Raw genomic sequence first — 17,107 nt, 5'->3', positions numbered from 1 at the left:
CCCAAAAGAGCGCCTTCTGGCGCTCTTTCACTCTTTATTTCCGAGTATGATTTCAAGGCAAATGATTAGCCTTCGATCAGTTTATTACCACCGATCTCAATTTTACGCGGTTTCATCGCTTCTGGTATTTCACGCTCTAGGTCAACGTGAAGCAAGCCATTTTCCATGCTTGCACCAACCACTTTCACATAGTCTGCTAGCTGGAACTTACGCTCAAAGTCGCGCTCTGCGATGCCTTGGTAAACATAGTTTTTACCTTCTTCAGCTTTACGCTCGCCCTTAACAATCAATAGGTTCTCTTTTTGAGTAAGATCGAGTTGCTCTTCAGCAAAACCAGCCACAGCCATAGTGATGCGGAAGTGATTCTCATCTTGTTGTTCGATGTTGTATGGAGGGTAACCACCAGAAGAATTTTTCGCGGTATTCGCTTCCATCATATTAAAAAGACGATCAAAGCCGATTGCGTTACGGTATAAAGGAGTGAAATCTACAGTTCTCATATTACTATCCTCAAGTAAGCAATAGTCTTAGTTCTTTGTTACAAAGACTAAGTGGATTCACGGCTTATTCCCTAATCTTTGCTGATAAACCAGCAAAGGGACATAAGTTGGAATCAATCTAAATAGTGCGCTGCCACCCTATCCTCTCTTGAGCAATAAGAAGTCAGCAATTTACGAGGTCCATTTGTTGGCATCCTCTTCTTTACTTTATATAGGGGTGATGCGTTCTACATTCAAGGGTAGTGATCTAATTTTTGTCAAAAGAGGCTGTATTACGCGCTGTATGCTGAGTGTAAATAATAAAAAAACGCCACCATACTGGTAGCGTTTTTTGTTCAGTAGAATAACCTAGCTAACTTATACGTCTAGGTTTGCAACTTTCAGTGCGTTCTCTTCGATAAAGTTACGACGAGGCTCAACTTGGTCACCCATCAATGTCGTAAACAGCTGATCCGCTCCTACCGCATCTTCAATAGTCACCTGCATCATACGACGCGTTTCAGGGTCCATTGTGGTTTCCCAAAGCTGATCTGGGTTCATTTCGCCTAGACCTTTATAACGCTGCAGACTTAAACCACGGCGCGACTCTTTGATTAACCATTCAAGCGCATTAACGAAGCTAGAAACCTCTTGAGTACGCTCACCACGTTTGATATATGCACCCTCTTCAATCAAGCCATCTAGAGCTTCTGAAGTCTCTGCCAGCTGGCGATACTCTCTCGAATTTAGCAAATCAACGCTAATGACGTGCTCATGGGTAACGCCATGAGTACGAACCACAACTTTAGGTAGATTAACACCCAACTCAGCATGTTGCTCTACTTCATAACTGTATTGGCTTGCACCAACCTCTTTGCTGTTGAGCTGCTCGACTAATTGCTTAGCCCATGCTTCAACAACTGACGTGTCCTGACATTGTTCTTCTGTCAAACGAGGCACATACATGAACTCACCAACCATCGCATGTGGGTAACGGCGACTCATACGATCAACCGTCTTAGCCGCAGCGTTGTATTGCTGAACTAACTTCTCAAGCGCTTCACCAGCTAATGCGGGTGCTTGTGCATTGACGTGCAGCGCTGCATTATCTAGCGCCAAAGACACTTGATACTGATTCATGGCGTCTTCGTCTTTAATATACTGCTCTTGCTTACCTTTCTTCACTTTGTAAAGTGGTGGCTGAGCAATGTAGACATAGCCACGCTCAATAAGCTCTGGCATTTGACGATAGAAGAACGTTAATAGCAGAGTACGGATGTGAGAACCATCCACGTCCGCATCGGTCATAATAATGATGTTGTGATAACGCAGTTTATCTGGGTTGTACTCATCACGACCAATACCACAACCAAGTGCTGTGATCAGTGTTGCGACTTCCTGAGAAGACAACATTTTGTCGAAGCGCGCTTTTTCTACGTTAAGGATTTTACCTTTAAGTGGAAGAATCGCCTGATTCTTACGGTTACGACCCTGCTTAGCACTACCGCCCGCAGAGTCACCCTCCACTATGTATAGTTCAGAAAGCGCTGGGTCTTTCTCTTGGCAGTCCGCCAGCTTACCTGGTAGACCCGCTAAATCTAGAGCACCTTTACGACGCGTCATCTCACGAGCTTTACGCGCAGCATCACGAGCACGAGCAGCATCGATGATCTTAGTACAAACAATCTTCGCTTCACCTGGGTTCTCAATCAAGAACTCCGACAGTTTCTCACCCATTGCAGATTCAACGGCGGACTTCACCTCTGATGAAACCAACTTGTCTTTAGTTTGGCTCGAGAATTTAGGATCTGGTACCTTCACCGAAACGATAGCCGTCAGGCCTTCACGAGCATCATCACCAGATGTTGCTGTTTTCGCTTTCTTCGAGAAACCTTCTTTATCCATGAAAGTATTAAGCGTACGTGTTAGCGCAGCACGGAAACCCGCTAAGTGCGTACCACCATCACGCTGAGGGATGTTGTTGGTGAAGCAGTAAATATTTTCTTGGTAACCATCGTTCCATTGCATCGCAACTTCAACGGTAATGCCATCTTCACGCTCGTTGTCGAAGTGGAAGATTTTTTGAATGATAGGTGTTTTGTTGGTGTTTAAGTGTTCAACAAACGCTTGGATACCGCCTTCAAACATGAAGTGATCCATTTTGTCTTCTTCGCGCTTATCAATCAGTTTGATAGACACACCAGAGTTAAGGAACGATAGCTCACGTAGACGCTTGGCTAGGATATCGTAGTGGAATTCAATGTTAGTGAAGGTTTCTTCGCTTGGCCAAAAACGGATTTCTGTACCCGTTCTATCTGTATCACCAATAACGGCTAGTGGTGCTTCAGGCTCGCCATGATGATATGTTTGAGTATGAATTTTGCCGCCACGATGAATCGTTAGTGTAACTTTCTTTGATAGTGCGTTTACTACCGATACACCTACACCGTGCAGACCACCTGATACTTTGTATGAGTTATCATCGAACTTACCACCCGCGTGAAGTACCGTCATGATAACTTCCGCAGCAGAAACCTGCTCTTCTGGGTGCATTTCCGTCGGGATACCACGACCATCATCGCTAACAGAAACTGAGTTGTCCTCATGGATCGTCACGATAATGTCGTTACAGTGACCAGCCAACGCTTCATCAATTGAGTTATCAACCACCTCAAAAACCATGTGGTGCAGACCGGTTCCATCGTCCGTGTCACCAATGTACATTCCTGGACGCTTACGTACTGCATCCAGACCCTTTAGTACCTTAATACTCGATGAATCGTAATTTTCTGACATGAGTTTCTCTCACTATTTACCTGGTTCTATTGTGCCATGTTCCACATGAAACATCTTGCCATTTTCGCCAATCATATCGGCGACTTGGCTTTGGGTAATAGAACTTACAAAAACTTGAGCTTTCGTCTGCTTTAGGTAGTCCGCTAAGCGTTTACGACGAAGGCTATCTAATTCTGAAGCAAAGTCATCTATCAAATAGATACATTGCTTACCGGTCAATTCCGCTAGATGCTGCCCTTGCGCTAAACGCAGTGCGCACATCATCAGTTTTAATTGACCTCGAGACAACACATCCTCTACCGGTGTGTTGTTCACCTTTATTCTTAAATCGGCTTTGTTAGGGCCACTAAAGGTGTACCCCAAACTTTGGTCTCGTTCAAAGTTACGCTCTAAGAACTCTGCATAGGGCGTGTCTTTTTCCCAACCACGATAGTAGCCAAGCTTGATTTCAAACTCTGGTAAAAACGACAGACACATTTCCTCAGCTAGAGGCTGCATCTGTTCGACGTAGCACCGACGCCAGTTATCAATTTGTTCTGCCAGCTGGGCCAAATCACGGTCCCAATAACTTAATTCTCGATAACTGGTTGCAGTTTTAAGTAGAGCATTACGCTGCTTACTTAGACGCTTAAATCTTCCCCACGCTTCATGAAAGCCGGGTTCAGAGTGAAACACACCCCAATCGATAAAAGCGCGACGAAATTTAGGTCCATCTGTTAGTAATTCAAACCCTTCAGGGTGAATTAATTGCAGCGGTAACACCTTGGCAAGCTGAGCTAACTTTTGCCCAGATTGACCGCCTATTTTAACCTCAGTTGAGCCATCACGCTGCTTATTAATGCCAACGGGTATCTCAAATTGGTCCGAGTTCAAAAAACGGCCATGAACAAACAGATCTTGGCAGTCATTTTGAATCACTCGTCCGGTCAATGAGCTCTTAAAAGAGCGCCCATGACCGAGTAGATAGATGGCTTCCAATACACTGGTTTTGCCACTGCCATTGGGACCAATAATAAAGTTAAAGCCTGTAGATAGTTCTATATCACAGGCTTTAATATTGCGAAATTGCTGTACGATTAAGCGCGTAAGCGGCATAACTTCATGCCTAACTTAGAGGCGAATCGGCATCACCACATACATGGCACTGTCATCTTCGCTATTTTCAATTAACGCACTCGCATTGGCATTTGACATCGAAATACGAACCTGGTCACAACGAAGCGTATTTAGAACATCTAGTACGTAGGACACGTTAAAGCCAATCTCTAGCGCATCACCTTGGAACTCTACGTCCAACATCTCTTCCGCTTCTTCTTGTTCAGGGTTATTCGCAGTAATGCGCATTTCATTCTGATCAAGATTAACGCGTACACCTCGGAATTTCTCGTTAGAAAGAATCGCAGCACGCGAAAACGCTTGTCGCAATTCATCGCAATTTGCTTCTAGAGTCTTGTCGGTATTTTGCGGTAAAACGCGGCGATAATCCGGGAAACGACCATCAACTAGCTTAGAAGTAAAAACAAAATTATTTACTTCTGCGCGAATATTTGAACTGCCAATTTGCAGCGTAACAGGCTGCTCTGGAGCATCTAATAATTTAGACAGCTCCTGCACACCTTTGCGCGGCACGATAATTTGTTTGTTATCAAAACTGCCTTCAAGTGATACTAAGGCAACCGCCATACGGTGACCATCTGTCGCAACAGAGCGCAGCGTATTTTGGTCCAACTCAAACAACATACCATTGAGATAATAACGAACATCTTGGTTCGCCATTGAGAACTGCGTTTTTTCTATCAGTGACTTAAGCTCAGCTTGAGTCACTGTCACTGCAACTTCTTGTTGCCAATCTTCAATATTTGGGAAGTCACTGGCTGGCAATGTAGAAAGCGAAAAACGGCTGCGCCCGGAACGTACTTGTACGCGATCACCCTCTAAAACGATAGTGATGTTAGAGTCATCTGGTAATCCACGACAAATATCTAGGAATTTACGCGAAGGCACAGTGACACTGCCTGCCTCAAACTCACTCTCTAACGTCACTTTACTTACTAGTTCAACTTCTAAGTCGGTTGCAGTAAGGGAAAGCACCCCTTCTTCAACCTTCAATAGCAAATTGCCCAAAATAGGTAGTGTTGGTCTGCCACCTAGTGCGCCAGAGACTTGTTGTAACGGCTTTAATAAGTGATGACGTTCGATAGTAAATTTCATAGATAACTCTTCGTAAAGCTGGCAATCCATGCCACTTATATGCGAAATACAATAACTTGAATGCTAATTATAGCGATTATGCCACTATTATGAAGAAAGCGTGCGAATTAAGTTCGAATAGTCTTCTTTAATATCGTGACTTTCTTCGCGTAGCTGAGCAATCTTACGGCAAGCATGAAGCACCGTTGTGTGGTCACGGCCACCAAATGCATCACCAATTTCCGGAAGACTGTGGTTGGTTAGCTCTTTCGCCAGCGCCATCGCTAACTGACGAGGGCGTGCGACCGAGCGAGAACGTCGTTTTGACAGCAAGTCTGCCACTTTGATTTTATAGTACTCAGCAACCGTTTTTTGAATGTTATCTATGGTCACCAGCTTCTCTTGCAATGCCAAGAGATCACGTAGCGCCTCTCGAACGAAGTCGATAGTAATTGGGCGACCTGTAAAGTTTGCATTAGCAATAACGCGGTTCAACGCCCCTTCCAACTCACGCACATTGGAGCGCAGACGCTTAGCAATAAAGAACGCAACTTCATCAGCAAGGTGAATTTGATGATCTTCTGCTTTCTTCATCAAAATTGCCACGCGGGTTTCAAGCTCTGGAGGCTCGATCGCCACCGTCAAACCCCAGCCGAAACGAGATTTCAGACGATCTTCTACCCCATTTATCTCTTTAGGGTAGCGATCAGAGGTAAGAATGATCTGTTGATTACCTTCTAATAACGCATTGAAGGTATGGAAGAATTCTTCTTGTGAACGTTCTTTATTGGCAAAGAACTGAATGTCATCGATAAGCAATGCATCAACGCTACGATAGTAGCGTTTAAATTCTTCAATCGCGTTATTTTGTAGCGCTTTTACCATGTCTTGAACAAAACGCTCAGAGTGCATGTACACCACTTTAGCGTTTGGCTTGTTATCAACAATCGCGTTTCCTACCGCATGCAACAAGTGCGTTTTACCCAGGCCTGTACCGCCGTATAAAAACAGTGGGTTGTATGCTGCACCAGGATTATCGGCAACTTGACGCGCGGCAGCTAAGCCGAGTTGGTTCGACTTACCTTCTACGAAGTTATTGAATTTATGCTTGATGTTAACGTTAGAGCGATGATTAATATCGGAAACTTCAGTCTCATCATCCCACGTTTTATGCACAGGCTGACGTGCTTGCAGCTGTGCTGGCGCTGAAGACTCTGCGGCAACATCAGCCGCAGTCTTTACAGGCTTAGGCGCTGGTGGCGCAGACACTGGCTTGCTACCAACTTCAAAACGTAAGTTCGGTACGTCATTACCGCAATACTCTTTCAGTAGGCGGTTGATGCTGTTTAAGTATCTGTCACGTACCCAATCTAATACAAAGCGATTAGGCGCAAATAGAGTTAGGGTGTTGTCATTAAGTTCAGCTTGTAATGGTCTGACCCACATGCTGAATTCGGTAGCGGGTAGCTCTTCTTGTAGTCGTTGCGAACATTGCAACCAAAGCGAAGATGACACGGTGCTCTCACTCTATTAATTTGAATTGGAAAAGATTGGTAATTTTACCTGTTGATAACCAAGATCGCCAGCAAATGATCGGCGATCCAGTGAATAAGATCTAAGTTATTCACAATTTTTTCGGCCAAATTCGCTTGATCCGCACAATTTCCCCTAATTTTACTCACAAATGAATGCACAAAACACAGATCTACCCACAAAAACACTATGTTGATCTAACTTGTGCATAGATCCACATTAAAGCTGTCATTATCTTTTTACTGATCACGAAAAGAGTGACGAAAAAGCCAACGTTCAACCCCGGGTTTGTTATGTTTAATAACAACTAGTTATTTAACTTATCGACATATTTGCCAGTAACATCCTTCTCCATACACAGGTAGGAGTAGTAATATGAAAAACTGGATAAAAGGCCTTCTTACAGCTTTAGCGCTTTCTGCAACCGTATCTCAAGCAGCATATGCTGCTACACAACAAGAAGTGAAAGTCGGCATGTCTGGTCGTTACTTCCCATTTACATTTGTTAAACAAGATAAGCTACAAGGGTTTGAGGTTGACCTATGGGATGAAATTGGTCGCCGTAATGGCTATAACGTTGAATACGTGACAGCAAATTTCTCAGGCTTATTTGGTTTACTTGAGACAGGTCGTATCAACACTATCTCTAACCAGATCACTATGACAGATGCTCGTAAAGCGAAATATCTGTTCGCTGACCCTTACGTCGTTGATGGTGCTCAGATTACTGTTCGTAAAGGCAATGACAGCATTCAAGGCATCGATGATTTGGCTGGCAAAACCGTCGCTGTAAACCTTGGTTCCAACTTCGAGCAATTACTACGTAGTCATGATAAAGACGGCAAAATCACTATCAAAACTTACGACACAGGTATTGAGCATGATGTGGCTTTAGGTCGCGCCGATGCATTTGTAATGGATCGTCTCTCTGCCCTTGAACTTATCAAAAAAACAGGCCTACCACTGCAACTTGCCGGTCAACCTTTTGAAACCATCGAGAATGCTTGGCCATTTGTGAACAATGACAAAGGTCAAAAACTGCAACAAGAGGTCAATAGCGCGCTTGCTGACATGCGTGCAGATGGGACGCTAGCTGCAATCTCTGAGAAGTGGTTTGGCGCTGATATCACTAAGAAGTAAGTGATTACTATTAATACGCCCACTACTCTCTGTAGTGGGCGTTTGTTTTTCTAAGAGTGTGGTACTGTTATGGGATTTGATTTTCAATACATGCTTGAGTTGATGCCGATACTATTAAAGTATTTGAGTACAACAATGGAAATGGCAGTGTGGGGACTGGTTTTCTCACTGATTCTGTCCGTTATTCTGGCCAATATTCGTGTGTTTAAGATCCCGGTATTGGATCAACTCAGTCAGCTCTACATTAGCTTTTTTCGTGGCACACCATTACTAGTGCAGCTTTTCCTTCTTTATTACGGGTTACCACAAATTTTTCCTTGGATGGTCGGGCTGAATGCATTTAGTGCGGCGGTCATAGGGCTGACGTTACATTTTGCCGCTTATATGGCAGAGAGTATTCGCGCTGCAATTATTGGTATTGATAGAAGTCAGATGGAAGCCAGCTTGTCAGTAGGGATGACAACGAGCCAAGCCATGCGTCGAATAATTTTGCCACAAGCGACACGCGTCGCTTTGCCATCATTGATGAACTATTTCATTGATATGATCAAATCCACATCATTGGCTTTCACGCTTGGTGTCGCAGAAATTATGGCAAAAGCACAAATGGAAGCGTCATCTAGCTTCCGATTTTTTGAAGCGTTTCTAGCCGTTGCATTGATTTATTGGGGTGTAGTGTTAGTGCTTACTCGCGTACAAATCGTGGCAGAGCAGAAATTGAATAAGGCTTATCAACGATGATTACACTAAAAAATATCCACAAGCGATTCGGTAACACTGAAGTGCTAAAAGGCATCGATATTGATATCAGACAGGGTGAGATTATTGTCATAATTGGTTCGAGTGGTACCGGAAAGTCCACTTTATTACGTTGTGTCAATTTCCTCGAACAAGCTGATGAAGGCCACATCACCATCGACGATGTCAGGGTCGATTGTCAGCGTCATAGTAAAGCAGAAGTGCTGGCTCTGCGACGTAAAACCGGTTTTGTGTTTCAGAACTACGCACTGTTCGCGCACATGACTGCACGGCAAAATATCGCCGAAGGCTTAATAACAGTTAAGGGCTGGAAAAAAGAACAAGCTCTTGATAAAGCACAACAAATTCTCGATGACATTGGTCTGGGAGATAAAGGGGAACAATACCCTGCTTCCCTTTCTGGTGGTCAGCAGCAGCGCGTCGGTATTGGCCGAGCAATGGCATTACAACCTGAACTGCTGCTTTTCGACGAACCAACTTCAGCACTCGATCCTGAGTGGGTAGGTGAAGTACTTAACCTAATGAAAAAGCTCGCAACTCAGCATCAAACTATGCTTGTTGTGACTCACGAAATGCAATTTGCGAAAGAAGTCGCCGACAAAGTGATCTTCATGGCTGACGGCCATATCGTGGAACAAGGAACACCAGAGCAAATTTTTAACGATCCACAAGATATCCAACTAAAGAAATTTTTAAATCAGGTTGGGATCGAATAGGATCCTTGCGCTCTGGCTCACAAAAAGTATAATTCGCCCACCGGTATTGAAGTTGAACTGATTATTGACTCTTGACGAGTCAGTGATTACAATTCCGCCTCTTTGTTGAGAGGCGTCGGATTTCCTCTCTATCTCTATATAGAGAAAGAAGAAGGGAAATGTGTCCCACGCCGGGTTCAACGAGAACCTAAAACTACTGATCAGTAAAGGTAATAACCATGTCTAAACGCACTTTTCAACCTTCAGTTCTAAAGCGCAAGCGTACTCACGGTTTCCGTGCTCGCATGGCGACTAAGAACGGTCGTAAAGTAATCAACGCACGTCGTGCTAAAGGCCGTGCACGCCTATCAAAATAATTTCCTATTTTGAATAAGCACGCCTTTAATCGGGAGTTACGTTTGTTAACTCCCGAGCATTATCAAACCGTATTTAAGCAAGCTCATCGAGCTGGCTCCCCTCATTTCACCATCATTGCTCGTAAAAACTCTTTTTCTCACCCTCGCCTTGGTCTTGCGGTTCCTAAAAAGCAGATAAAAACAGCTGTAGATAGAAACCACTTCAAGCGTCTGGTACGTGAAAGTTTTCGTAACAAACAACATGAGCTTCCAAGCAAAGATTTTGTTGTAATTGCAAAGAAGAGTGCGCAAACTCTAAGCAATGAAGAAATGTTCAAACTTCTAGATAAGCTATGGCATCGCCTGTCTCGCCCTTCGCGTGGTTAGCTATCGGACTCGTCCATCTTTATCGATGGGTCATTAGTCCTCTAATCGGACCTCGCTGTCGGTTCACCCCAACCTGTTCTCTTTACGCAATAGAAGCCTTGAAAGCTCACGGTTTTGTAAAAGGATGTTGGTTATCAGGCAAACGTCTATTAAAATGCCATCCTTTGAATGAAGGGGGATTTGACCCCGTTCCACCAGTCCAAAAACAAGACAGAGATAAATAACGATGGATTCTCAACGTAATATTCTGTTAATCGGTTTGGCTTTGGTTTCTTTTTTGCTATTCCAACAATGGCAATCGTACAAGAATCCAGCACCAGCTCCGACTCAACAGACGCAAAGCAGTACTCTACCTGCGCCATCTTTCGCTGATGAGCATGATCCTGCACCTGGTCAAACCCAGACGGCAGCAGAAAAAATCATTACAGTGAAAACTGACGTTTTAACACTCGGCATCAACACCGTTGGCGGGGATGTAGTAACCGCAAAATTAAACGATTACACAACTGAGTTAGAATCTAGCGAACCGTTTGAACTTCTAAAAGATTCCCAAGGACACCAATTTATCGCTCAAAGTGGTCTGGTGGGTCCTCAAGGCATTGATCTGAGCAGTACAACGCGTCCATCTTACACTGTGGCAACAGATAATCTCACTCTTGCAGATGGTCAAGATGAATTGCGCATTCCACTTGTTTATGAAGCAAATGGTATTAGCTACACCAAAACATTTGTACTCAAGCGCGGCTATTATGCATTGGATGTAGAATACGTTGTGGACAACAAATCTGGTCAAAATGCCACATTTGGTATGTACGCTCATCTTCGTCAAAACCTTCAAGATGCAGGTGGCAGCATCACTATGCCAACCTACACTGGTGGTGCATACTCCACACAAAATGTTCGCTACAAAAAATACAGCTTCGAGGACATGCAAGAGCGTAATCTGTCCCTCAACCTGACTGATGGCCAAGGATGGGCGGCGATGATCCAGCATTACTTTGCAGCCGCTTGGATTCCTCGTGAAGCACCAGGTACTAACCTTTACACTCGAGTGATCGGTAACCTAGGTGACATCGGCGTTCGCATGCCAAACACCACTATTGCAGATGGTCAATCGGCAACACTGAAAGCGACGCTTTGGGCAGGCCCTAAACTACAACAACAGATGGCTGAAACCGCGCCAAACCTAGATCTTGTTGTCGATTATGGTTGGTTATGGTTTATCGCAAAACCACTTCATTCGTTACTATCGTTTATTCATGGTTTCGTTGGAAACTGGGGTGTAGCGATCATCTTTTTGACCTTCATTGTTCGTGGTGCCATGTACCCACTAACAAAAGCGCAATACACCTCTATGGCGAAAATGCGTATGCTTCAGCCTAAACTGCAAGCAATGCGTGAGCGTATCGGCGATGACCGTCAACGCATGAGTCAAGAGATGATGGAACTGTACAAGAAAGAGAAAGTAAACCCTCTCGGTGGCTGTCTTCCAATCTTGCTACAAATGCCAATCTTTATTGCGCTTTACTGGGCACTGATGGAGTCAGTTGAACTGCGTCATTCACCGTTCTTCGGTTGGATTCATGACCTTTCAGCTCAAGACCCATACTACATTCTGCCTCTATTAATGGGTGCAAGTATGTTCATGATCCAGAAGATGAGCCCAACAACGGTAACCGACCCGATGCAGCAGAAGATCATGACCTTTATGCCGGTTATGTTTACTTTCTTCTTCCTATGGTTCCCATCAGGCCTTGTGCTTTACTGGTTGGTATCGAACATCGTGACTCTGATTCAGCAAACCTTGATTTATCGTTCGCTGGAAAAGAAAGGATTACACTCTAAGTAGTCCTACTGATTCGTTGACGATAAACGAATAGAATAAAAGGCGACCTAAATGGTCGCCTTTTTCATTTACCATGATTACAATTTGGCTAAAGTACTGCGATTAGGCAACACAATGACAACAGACACTATTGTGGCACAAGCCACAGCCCCAGGCCGCGGTGGCGTGGGCATTATACGAGTATCAGGCCCTCTTGCTGCAGAGGTTGCCTTACAAGTGACAGGGAAAACGCTGAAGCCACGCTACGCTGATTATCTGCCATTTAGAGCACAAGATGGCAGCGAGCTTGACCAAGGGATCGCCCTTTACTTCCCTAACCCACACTCGTTTACCGGTGAAGATGTTCTTGAACTGCAAGGACATGGCGGCCCTGTTGTTATGGATATGCTAATTAAACGCATCCTGCTCATTCCAGGCGTCCGTCCAGCAAGACCTGGCGAATTTAGTGAGCGCGCGTTCCTCAACGACAAAATGGATTTAACCCAAGCAGAAGCCATTGCGGATTTGATTGATGCTAGCTCAGAAGAAGCGGCAAAGTCAGCACTGCAATCACTTCAAGGTCAATTCTCTAAACGCATTCAAGTGCTGGTTGAGTCGCTGATCCACCTGCGTATTTATGTCGAAGCGGCTATCGACTTCCCAGAAGAAGAAATCGATTTTCTCGCTGATGGTAAAGTCGCAGGTGATCTGCAACACATCATTGATAATCTTGAATTGGTGCGCAAAGAAGCCAATCAAGGTGCGATTATGCGTGAAGGGATGAAAGTGGTCATTGCTGGTCGCCCAAATGCAGGTAAATCGAGCCTGCTCAACGCCCTATCAGGGAAAGAGTCAGCTATCGTTACCGATATCGCTGGCACAACTCGAGATGTCCTAAGAGAGCATATCCATATTGACGGCATGCCACTGCATATTATCGATACCGCAGGTCTTCGCGATGCCTCTGATGAGGTGGAACGTATTGGTATCGAGCGAGCATGGGAAGAAATCGAGCAAGCCGATCGCGTGCTGTTTATGGTAGACGGCACCACCACTGATGCTACGGATCCGAAAGAGATTTGGCCTGACTTTATCGATCGCTTACCAAACTCGATCGGCATTACCGTGATCCGTAATAAAGTGGATGAAACCGGTGAAATGCTTGGGATCTGTCACGTTAACGATCCAACCTTAATTCGACTCTCAGCACGAACAGGCGAAGGGGTGCCAGCACTAAGAGAACACCTTAAAGCAATCATGGGCTTCTCTGGCGCCAATGAAGGTGGCTTTATGGCAAGACGTCGACACCTCGATGCGCTAGAACGAGCGGCTGAACATCTCGATATTGGACAGCAGCAACTTGAAGGCTATATGGCGGGCGAAATTCTGGCTGAAGAGCTACGTATTGCCCAACAACATCTGAATGAGATTACTGGAGAGTTCAGCTCCGACGATCTGCTTGGACGAATCTTCTCTTCATTCTGTATTGGTAAATAAGGAACATTAATGATTCATATCATCACAGGTAGCACACTTGGCGGTGCGGAATATGTCGGTGATCACTTGAGTGACCTACTGATAGAACAAGGGTTAGAAACCACAATACACAATCAGCCTGAACTGAGTGACATAGAGGCCGAAGGGATTTGGCTATTAATCACGTCAACACATGGAGCGGGTGATTACCCAGATAATATTCAACCTTTCATCGCGGCTCTGCAAGATACACCACCTCGCATGTCAAACGTAAAATACGCGGTTGTTGGTATTGGCGACTCTAGCTATGACACATTTTGCGCAGCTGGAAAACATGCCTATGAGCTATTGGAAAGCATAGGTGCAACTCCGTTAACCGACTGCCTAGAAATCGATGTATTAAACGATCCTGTACCCGAAGACGCCGCAGAAGTTTGGCTTAACGAGCATATGAGCAAGTTTAATTAGAAGTAACCCTAACCATAAGCGGCTTTAGCCGCTTTTTTTATGCCTGTGCGTAACTTTTCAACTTCAATCAGTTCATACTGTACAATAATCACCCAACCAGACTGTGGATAAAACATGATCTTTCCGGTGAAAAACCTATATTTATCCAAAGAACAACTTAATCTCCCTCAAACGCCTGTGTATAACCATGCATTTTGATCCCAACTAATACAGAATCAGATCAACACTAGATCACAACAAGCGATCATTAAAAGATCTATGGATTTGTTGATCATTTTTGAGTTATCCACAGAAAACGAGGATCCTAATAATAGATCTAATAAAAGATCATATATATAGATCTTATCTTTATACTATCTATTTCTTGGATCCAAAAAATGTGAAAACCGTTTTTCTCACTTCAAGAAAAGCGGTAGAATATCGCTCCTTTTGGTTTGTCTAAATTTATCGATTGAATACTGAGGTCGGTTCATGCTTTATCACGAAACATTTGACGTCATCGTTGTTGGTGGCGGACATGCAGGAACGGAAGCCGCACTCGCATCTGCTCGTACAGGGCAAAAAACACTACTCCTAACTCATAATATTGATACGTTAGGTCAAATGTCATGCAACCCAGCCATTGGTGGCATAGGTAAAGGACATTTGGTTAAAGAAGTGGATGCTATGGGTGGTTTAATGGCTGAGGCCATTGATCATGCAGGTATTCAATTTCGAACTCTGAACGCGTCAAAAGGTCCAGCAGTTCGTGCAACTCGCGCTCAAGCAGACCGAGCACTATACAAAGCTTATGTGCGCAGCTCATTAGAGAACACGCCAAACCTGACGTTATTCCAACAATCCGTCGATGACTTGATCGTAGAACAAGATCAAGTCCGTGGCGTTGTTACTGAAATGGGATTGAAATTCCATTCAAGATCGGTGGTATTAACAGTTGGTACTTTCCTTGGCGGAAAGATCCACATCGGTATGGAAAGCTCTTCTGGTGGTCGAATGGGTGATCAGCCTTCTATTGCTTTGGCTGCACGTCTAAGAGAATTGCCGTTTAGAGTTGATCGTTTAAAAACAGGTACGCCACCACGTATTGATGCTCGAAGCGTCGATTTCTCTGTGCTAGAGGTTCAGCACGGCGATAATCCAACGCCTGTTTTTTCTTTCATGGGTAACCGAACTCAGCATCCGACACAGATTCCGTGTTTTATCACTCACACCAACGAGTCGACCCATGACGTTATTCGCAACAACCTAGATCGCAGCCCGATGTATGCAGGCGTGATTGAAGGTATTGGACCTCGTTATTGCCCATCGATTGAAGATAAGGTAATGCGTTTTGCGGATAAAAATAGTCACCAGATCTTTATCGAGCCTGAGGGACTCACTACACATGAGTTATACCCAAATGGTATCTCAACCAGTCTGCCATTTGATGTTCAGGTACAAATCGTCCGCTCAATGAAGGGTTTTGAGAATGCGCACATTGTCCGCCCTGGTTATGCGATAGAATACGACTTTTTCGATCCGCGTGATTTAAAACAAACTTATGAAACTAAGTTTATATCTGGTCTGTTCTTTGCGGGTCAAATTAACGGTACCACAGGTTACGAAGAAGCCGCTGCACAAGGTTTAATGGCCGGTCTAAACGCAAGTTTGTACTCACAAGGCAAAGAGGGCTGGAGCCCACGTCGCGATCAAGCGTACATGGGTGTGCTCATTGACGATTTGTCGACGATGGGAACGAAAGAACCTTATCGTATGTTTACTTCTCGCGCCGAGTACCGTTTATTGCTTCGTGAGGACAACGCCGATATTCGTTTGACTGAGCACGCGCACAAATTAGGCTTGATTGATGAGCAACGTTGGGCTCGTTTCAACGAGAAATTAAACAATATGGCGACCGAACGTCAGCGTTTAAAAGAAACCTGGGTTAACCCAAAATCTTCTGGTATCGAAGCACTGAATGCGTTGCTGAAAACACCAATTTCTCGTGAAGCAAGCGGTGAAGATCTGTTGCGTCGTCCGGAACTAAATTATTCACAATTGACCTCTTTGGACGCTTTTGCTCCAGCGATGGATGATCAACAAGCCAGTGAGCAAGTTGAAATTCAAGTGAAATACGAAGGCTATATCCAACGTCAACAAGACGAGATCGCGAAGTCATTGCGTCATGAAAATACTAAGATCCCTGCGGATCTCAATTACAGTGACGTGAAAGGGCTATCGAATGAGGTTGTCGCTAAGCTTTCAGAAGCGAAACCAGAAACGGTTGGTATCGCATCACGTATATCAGGTATTACCCCAGCTGCGATCTCTATCTTGCTGGTTTACTTGAAAAAACAAGGATTGCTTAAAAAAGGTGAAGCCGCGTGAGCAACAACTTAATCGTAAAACTTGAACAATTACTCGCAGAGACCTCGTTAGAGGTCTCTGAGCTTCAAAAGCAACAGCTTGTTGGCTACGTGCAGTTACTTGATAAGTGGAACAAAGCTTACAATCTGACTTCAGTACGTCATCCAGAAGAGATGTTAGTGAAACATATCCTCGATAGCATCATTGTTGGTGAACACCTTGAGGGCGAGCGTTTTATTGATGTTGGTACTGGACCAGGGCTTCCTGGGATACCTCTGGCTATCATGCACCCACAGAGCTCATTCACTCTACTTGATAGTTTAGGAAAGCGTATTCGATTTATTAAACAAGTCGTTCACGAACTTAAACTGAAAAATGTCACAGCCGTGCAATCTCGTGTCGAAGAGTTTGATCCAGAAAATGGTTTTGACGGTGTGTTGAGTCGGGCATTTGCCTCGATGACGGATATGGTAAATTGGTGTGAGCATTTACCAAAGTCGCAAACCGGTCGCTTCTATGCACTAAAAGGTCAACTTCACGAACAGGAAGTCTCAGAGCTGCCGGAATGGTGTTCTGTGATCGATGTCAAACCTTTGCAAGTTCCTGAGTTGGAAGGTGACCGTCATCTTGTAATCTTATCCAAGAAGGGATAATGGA

Annotated in this window: 16 protein-coding genes; 11 read left to right on the top strand and 5 right to left on the bottom strand. The window is 44.4% G+C overall.

The genetic code is table 11. From position 1 onward, the window contains the following. Nucleotides 1-65: 65 nt before the first annotated feature. The 5 genes from VTH8203_RS12700 to dnaA all read right to left on the bottom strand — a co-directional run bounded on the left by VTH8203_RS12700 (nucleotide 66) and on the right by dnaA (nucleotide 6,980). The gene (locus VTH8203_RS12700; protein WP_096994004.1) at nucleotides 66-500 is read right to left on the bottom strand and encodes an Hsp20 family protein; all 435 of its coding nucleotides are present in this window, start codon (nucleotides 498-500) and stop codon (nucleotides 66-68) included. A 357-nt stretch (nucleotides 501-857) separates the two neighbouring features. Next, nucleotides 858-3,275: a DNA topoisomerase (ATP-hydrolyzing) subunit B gene (gyrB, locus tag VTH8203_RS12695; RefSeq protein ID WP_096994003.1), complete on the bottom strand. Its 2,418-nt coding sequence runs from the start codon at nucleotides 3,273-3,275 to the stop codon at nucleotides 858-860. A 12-nt stretch (nucleotides 3,276-3,287) separates the two neighbouring features. Next, nucleotides 3,288-4,370, bottom strand: a complete 1,083-nt coding sequence (gene recF, locus VTH8203_RS12690; RefSeq protein WP_096994002.1) for a DNA replication/repair protein RecF — start codon at nucleotides 4,368-4,370, stop codon at nucleotides 3,288-3,290. A 15-nt stretch (nucleotides 4,371-4,385) separates the two neighbouring features. Continuing rightward, on the bottom strand, nucleotides 4,386-5,486 hold the full coding sequence (dnaN, locus tag VTH8203_RS12685; RefSeq protein ID WP_096994001.1) for a DNA polymerase III subunit beta: 1,101 nt from the start codon (nucleotides 5,484-5,486) through the stop codon (nucleotides 4,386-4,388). A gap of 87 nt (nucleotides 5,487-5,573) precedes the next feature. After that, the gene (gene dnaA, locus VTH8203_RS12680; protein ID WP_096994000.1) at nucleotides 5,574-6,980 is read right to left on the bottom strand and encodes a chromosomal replication initiator protein DnaA; all 1,407 of its coding nucleotides are present in this window, start codon (nucleotides 6,978-6,980) and stop codon (nucleotides 5,574-5,576) included. Nucleotides 6,981-7,373: 393 nt separating this feature from the next. Between dnaA and VTH8203_RS12670 the strand changes: the two genes are divergently transcribed. The 11 genes from VTH8203_RS12670 to rsmG all read left to right on the top strand — a co-directional run bounded on the left by VTH8203_RS12670 (nucleotide 7,374) and on the right by rsmG (nucleotide 17,103). Further along, nucleotides 7,374-8,138 (top strand): amino acid ABC transporter substrate-binding protein, encoded by a 765-nt coding sequence (locus VTH8203_RS12670; protein ID WP_096993999.1) that lies wholly within the window; start codon nucleotides 7,374-7,376, stop codon nucleotides 8,136-8,138. A gap of 69 nt (nucleotides 8,139-8,207) precedes the next feature. After that, a complete protein-coding gene (locus VTH8203_RS12665) occupies nucleotides 8,208-8,879 on the top strand; it encodes an amino acid ABC transporter permease (protein ID WP_096993998.1) in 672 nt (223 codons plus the stop codon). Continuing rightward, entirely contained in the window at nucleotides 8,876-9,613 is a 738-nt protein-coding gene (locus VTH8203_RS12660) for an amino acid ABC transporter ATP-binding protein (RefSeq protein ID WP_096993997.1), read from the top strand. The genes VTH8203_RS12665 and VTH8203_RS12660 overlap by 4 nt, the downstream gene beginning before the upstream one ends. Nucleotides 9,614-9,831: 218 nt before the next feature. Further along, the gene (gene rpmH / locus VTH8203_RS12655) at nucleotides 9,832-9,969 is read left to right on the top strand and encodes a 50S ribosomal protein L34 (protein WP_004400210.1); all 138 of its coding nucleotides are present in this window, start codon (nucleotides 9,832-9,834) and stop codon (nucleotides 9,967-9,969) included. Between the two features lie 9 nt (nucleotides 9,970-9,978). Beyond that, nucleotides 9,979-10,335, top strand: coding sequence for a ribonuclease P protein component (gene rnpA / locus VTH8203_RS12650; protein WP_096993996.1), 357 nt, complete (start codon nucleotides 9,979-9,981; stop codon nucleotides 10,333-10,335). Beyond that, a complete protein-coding gene (yidD, locus tag VTH8203_RS12645) occupies nucleotides 10,302-10,559 on the top strand; it encodes a membrane protein insertion efficiency factor YidD (RefSeq protein WP_096993995.1) in 258 nt (85 codons plus the stop codon). The genes rnpA and yidD overlap by 34 nt, the downstream gene beginning before the upstream one ends. A 2-nt stretch (nucleotides 10,560-10,561) precedes the next feature. Beyond that, the gene (gene yidC, locus VTH8203_RS12640; protein WP_096993994.1) at nucleotides 10,562-12,184 is read left to right on the top strand and encodes a membrane protein insertase YidC; all 1,623 of its coding nucleotides are present in this window, start codon (nucleotides 10,562-10,564) and stop codon (nucleotides 12,182-12,184) included. Between the two features lie 111 nt (nucleotides 12,185-12,295). Next, nucleotides 12,296-13,657: a tRNA uridine-5-carboxymethylaminomethyl(34) synthesis GTPase MnmE gene (gene mnmE, locus VTH8203_RS12635; protein WP_096994021.1), complete on the top strand. Its 1,362-nt coding sequence runs from the start codon at nucleotides 12,296-12,298 to the stop codon at nucleotides 13,655-13,657. Between the two features lie 9 nt (nucleotides 13,658-13,666). Next, the gene (gene mioC, locus VTH8203_RS12630; RefSeq protein WP_096993993.1) at nucleotides 13,667-14,104 is read left to right on the top strand and encodes an FMN-binding protein MioC; all 438 of its coding nucleotides are present in this window, start codon (nucleotides 13,667-13,669) and stop codon (nucleotides 14,102-14,104) included. Nucleotides 14,105-14,575: 471 nt separating this feature from the next. Then, entirely contained in the window at nucleotides 14,576-16,471 is a 1,896-nt protein-coding gene (mnmG, locus tag VTH8203_RS12625) for a tRNA uridine-5-carboxymethylaminomethyl(34) synthesis enzyme MnmG (RefSeq protein WP_096993992.1), read from the top strand. Then, entirely contained in the window at nucleotides 16,468-17,103 is a 636-nt protein-coding gene (rsmG, locus tag VTH8203_RS12620; protein ID WP_167385819.1) for a 16S rRNA (guanine(527)-N(7))-methyltransferase RsmG, read from the top strand. Before mnmG ends, rsmG begins: the two co-directional genes overlap by 4 nt. Nucleotides 17,104-17,107: the final 4 nt, after the last annotated feature.

Source organism: Vibrio thalassae, from assembly GCF_900089835.1.
Classification (GTDB): Bacteria; Pseudomonadota; Gammaproteobacteria; order Enterobacterales; family Vibrionaceae; genus Vibrio; species Vibrio thalassae.
This window is presented reverse-complemented; position numbering and strand designations above follow the sequence as displayed.

Coding starts and splice junctions, on each gene's coding strand:
- VTH8203_RS12700 (WP_096994004.1), bottom strand. CDS start 500: ATGAGAACTGTAGATTTCACTCCTTTATACCGTAACGCAATCGGCTTT.
- gyrB (WP_096994003.1), bottom strand. CDS start 3,275: ATGTCAGAAAATTACGATTCATCGAGTATTAAGGTACTAAAGGGTCTG.
- recF (WP_096994002.1), bottom strand. CDS start 4,370: ATGCCGCTTACGCGCTTAATCGTACAGCAATTTCGCAATATTAAAGCC.
- dnaN (WP_096994001.1), bottom strand. CDS start 5,486: ATGAAATTTACTATCGAACGTCATCACTTATTAAAGCCGTTACAACAA.
- VTH8203_RS12670 (WP_096993999.1), top strand. CDS start 7,374: ATGAAAAACTGGATAAAAGGCCTTCTTACAGCTTTAGCGCTTTCTGCA.
- VTH8203_RS12665 (WP_096993998.1), top strand. CDS start 8,208: ATGGGATTTGATTTTCAATACATGCTTGAGTTGATGCCGATACTATTA.
- VTH8203_RS12660 (WP_096993997.1), top strand. CDS start 8,876: ATGATTACACTAAAAAATATCCACAAGCGATTCGGTAACACTGAAGTG.
- rpmH (WP_004400210.1), top strand. CDS start 9,832: ATGTCTAAACGCACTTTTCAACCTTCAGTTCTAAAGCGCAAGCGTACT.
- yidD (WP_096993995.1), top strand. CDS start 10,302: ATGGCATCGCCTGTCTCGCCCTTCGCGTGGTTAGCTATCGGACTCGTC.
- yidC (WP_096993994.1), top strand. CDS start 10,562: ATGGATTCTCAACGTAATATTCTGTTAATCGGTTTGGCTTTGGTTTCT.
- mnmE (WP_096994021.1), top strand. CDS start 12,296: ATGACAACAGACACTATTGTGGCACAAGCCACAGCCCCAGGCCGCGGT.
- mioC (WP_096993993.1), top strand. CDS start 13,667: ATGATTCATATCATCACAGGTAGCACACTTGGCGGTGCGGAATATGTC.
- mnmG (WP_096993992.1), top strand. CDS start 14,576: ATGCTTTATCACGAAACATTTGACGTCATCGTTGTTGGTGGCGGACAT.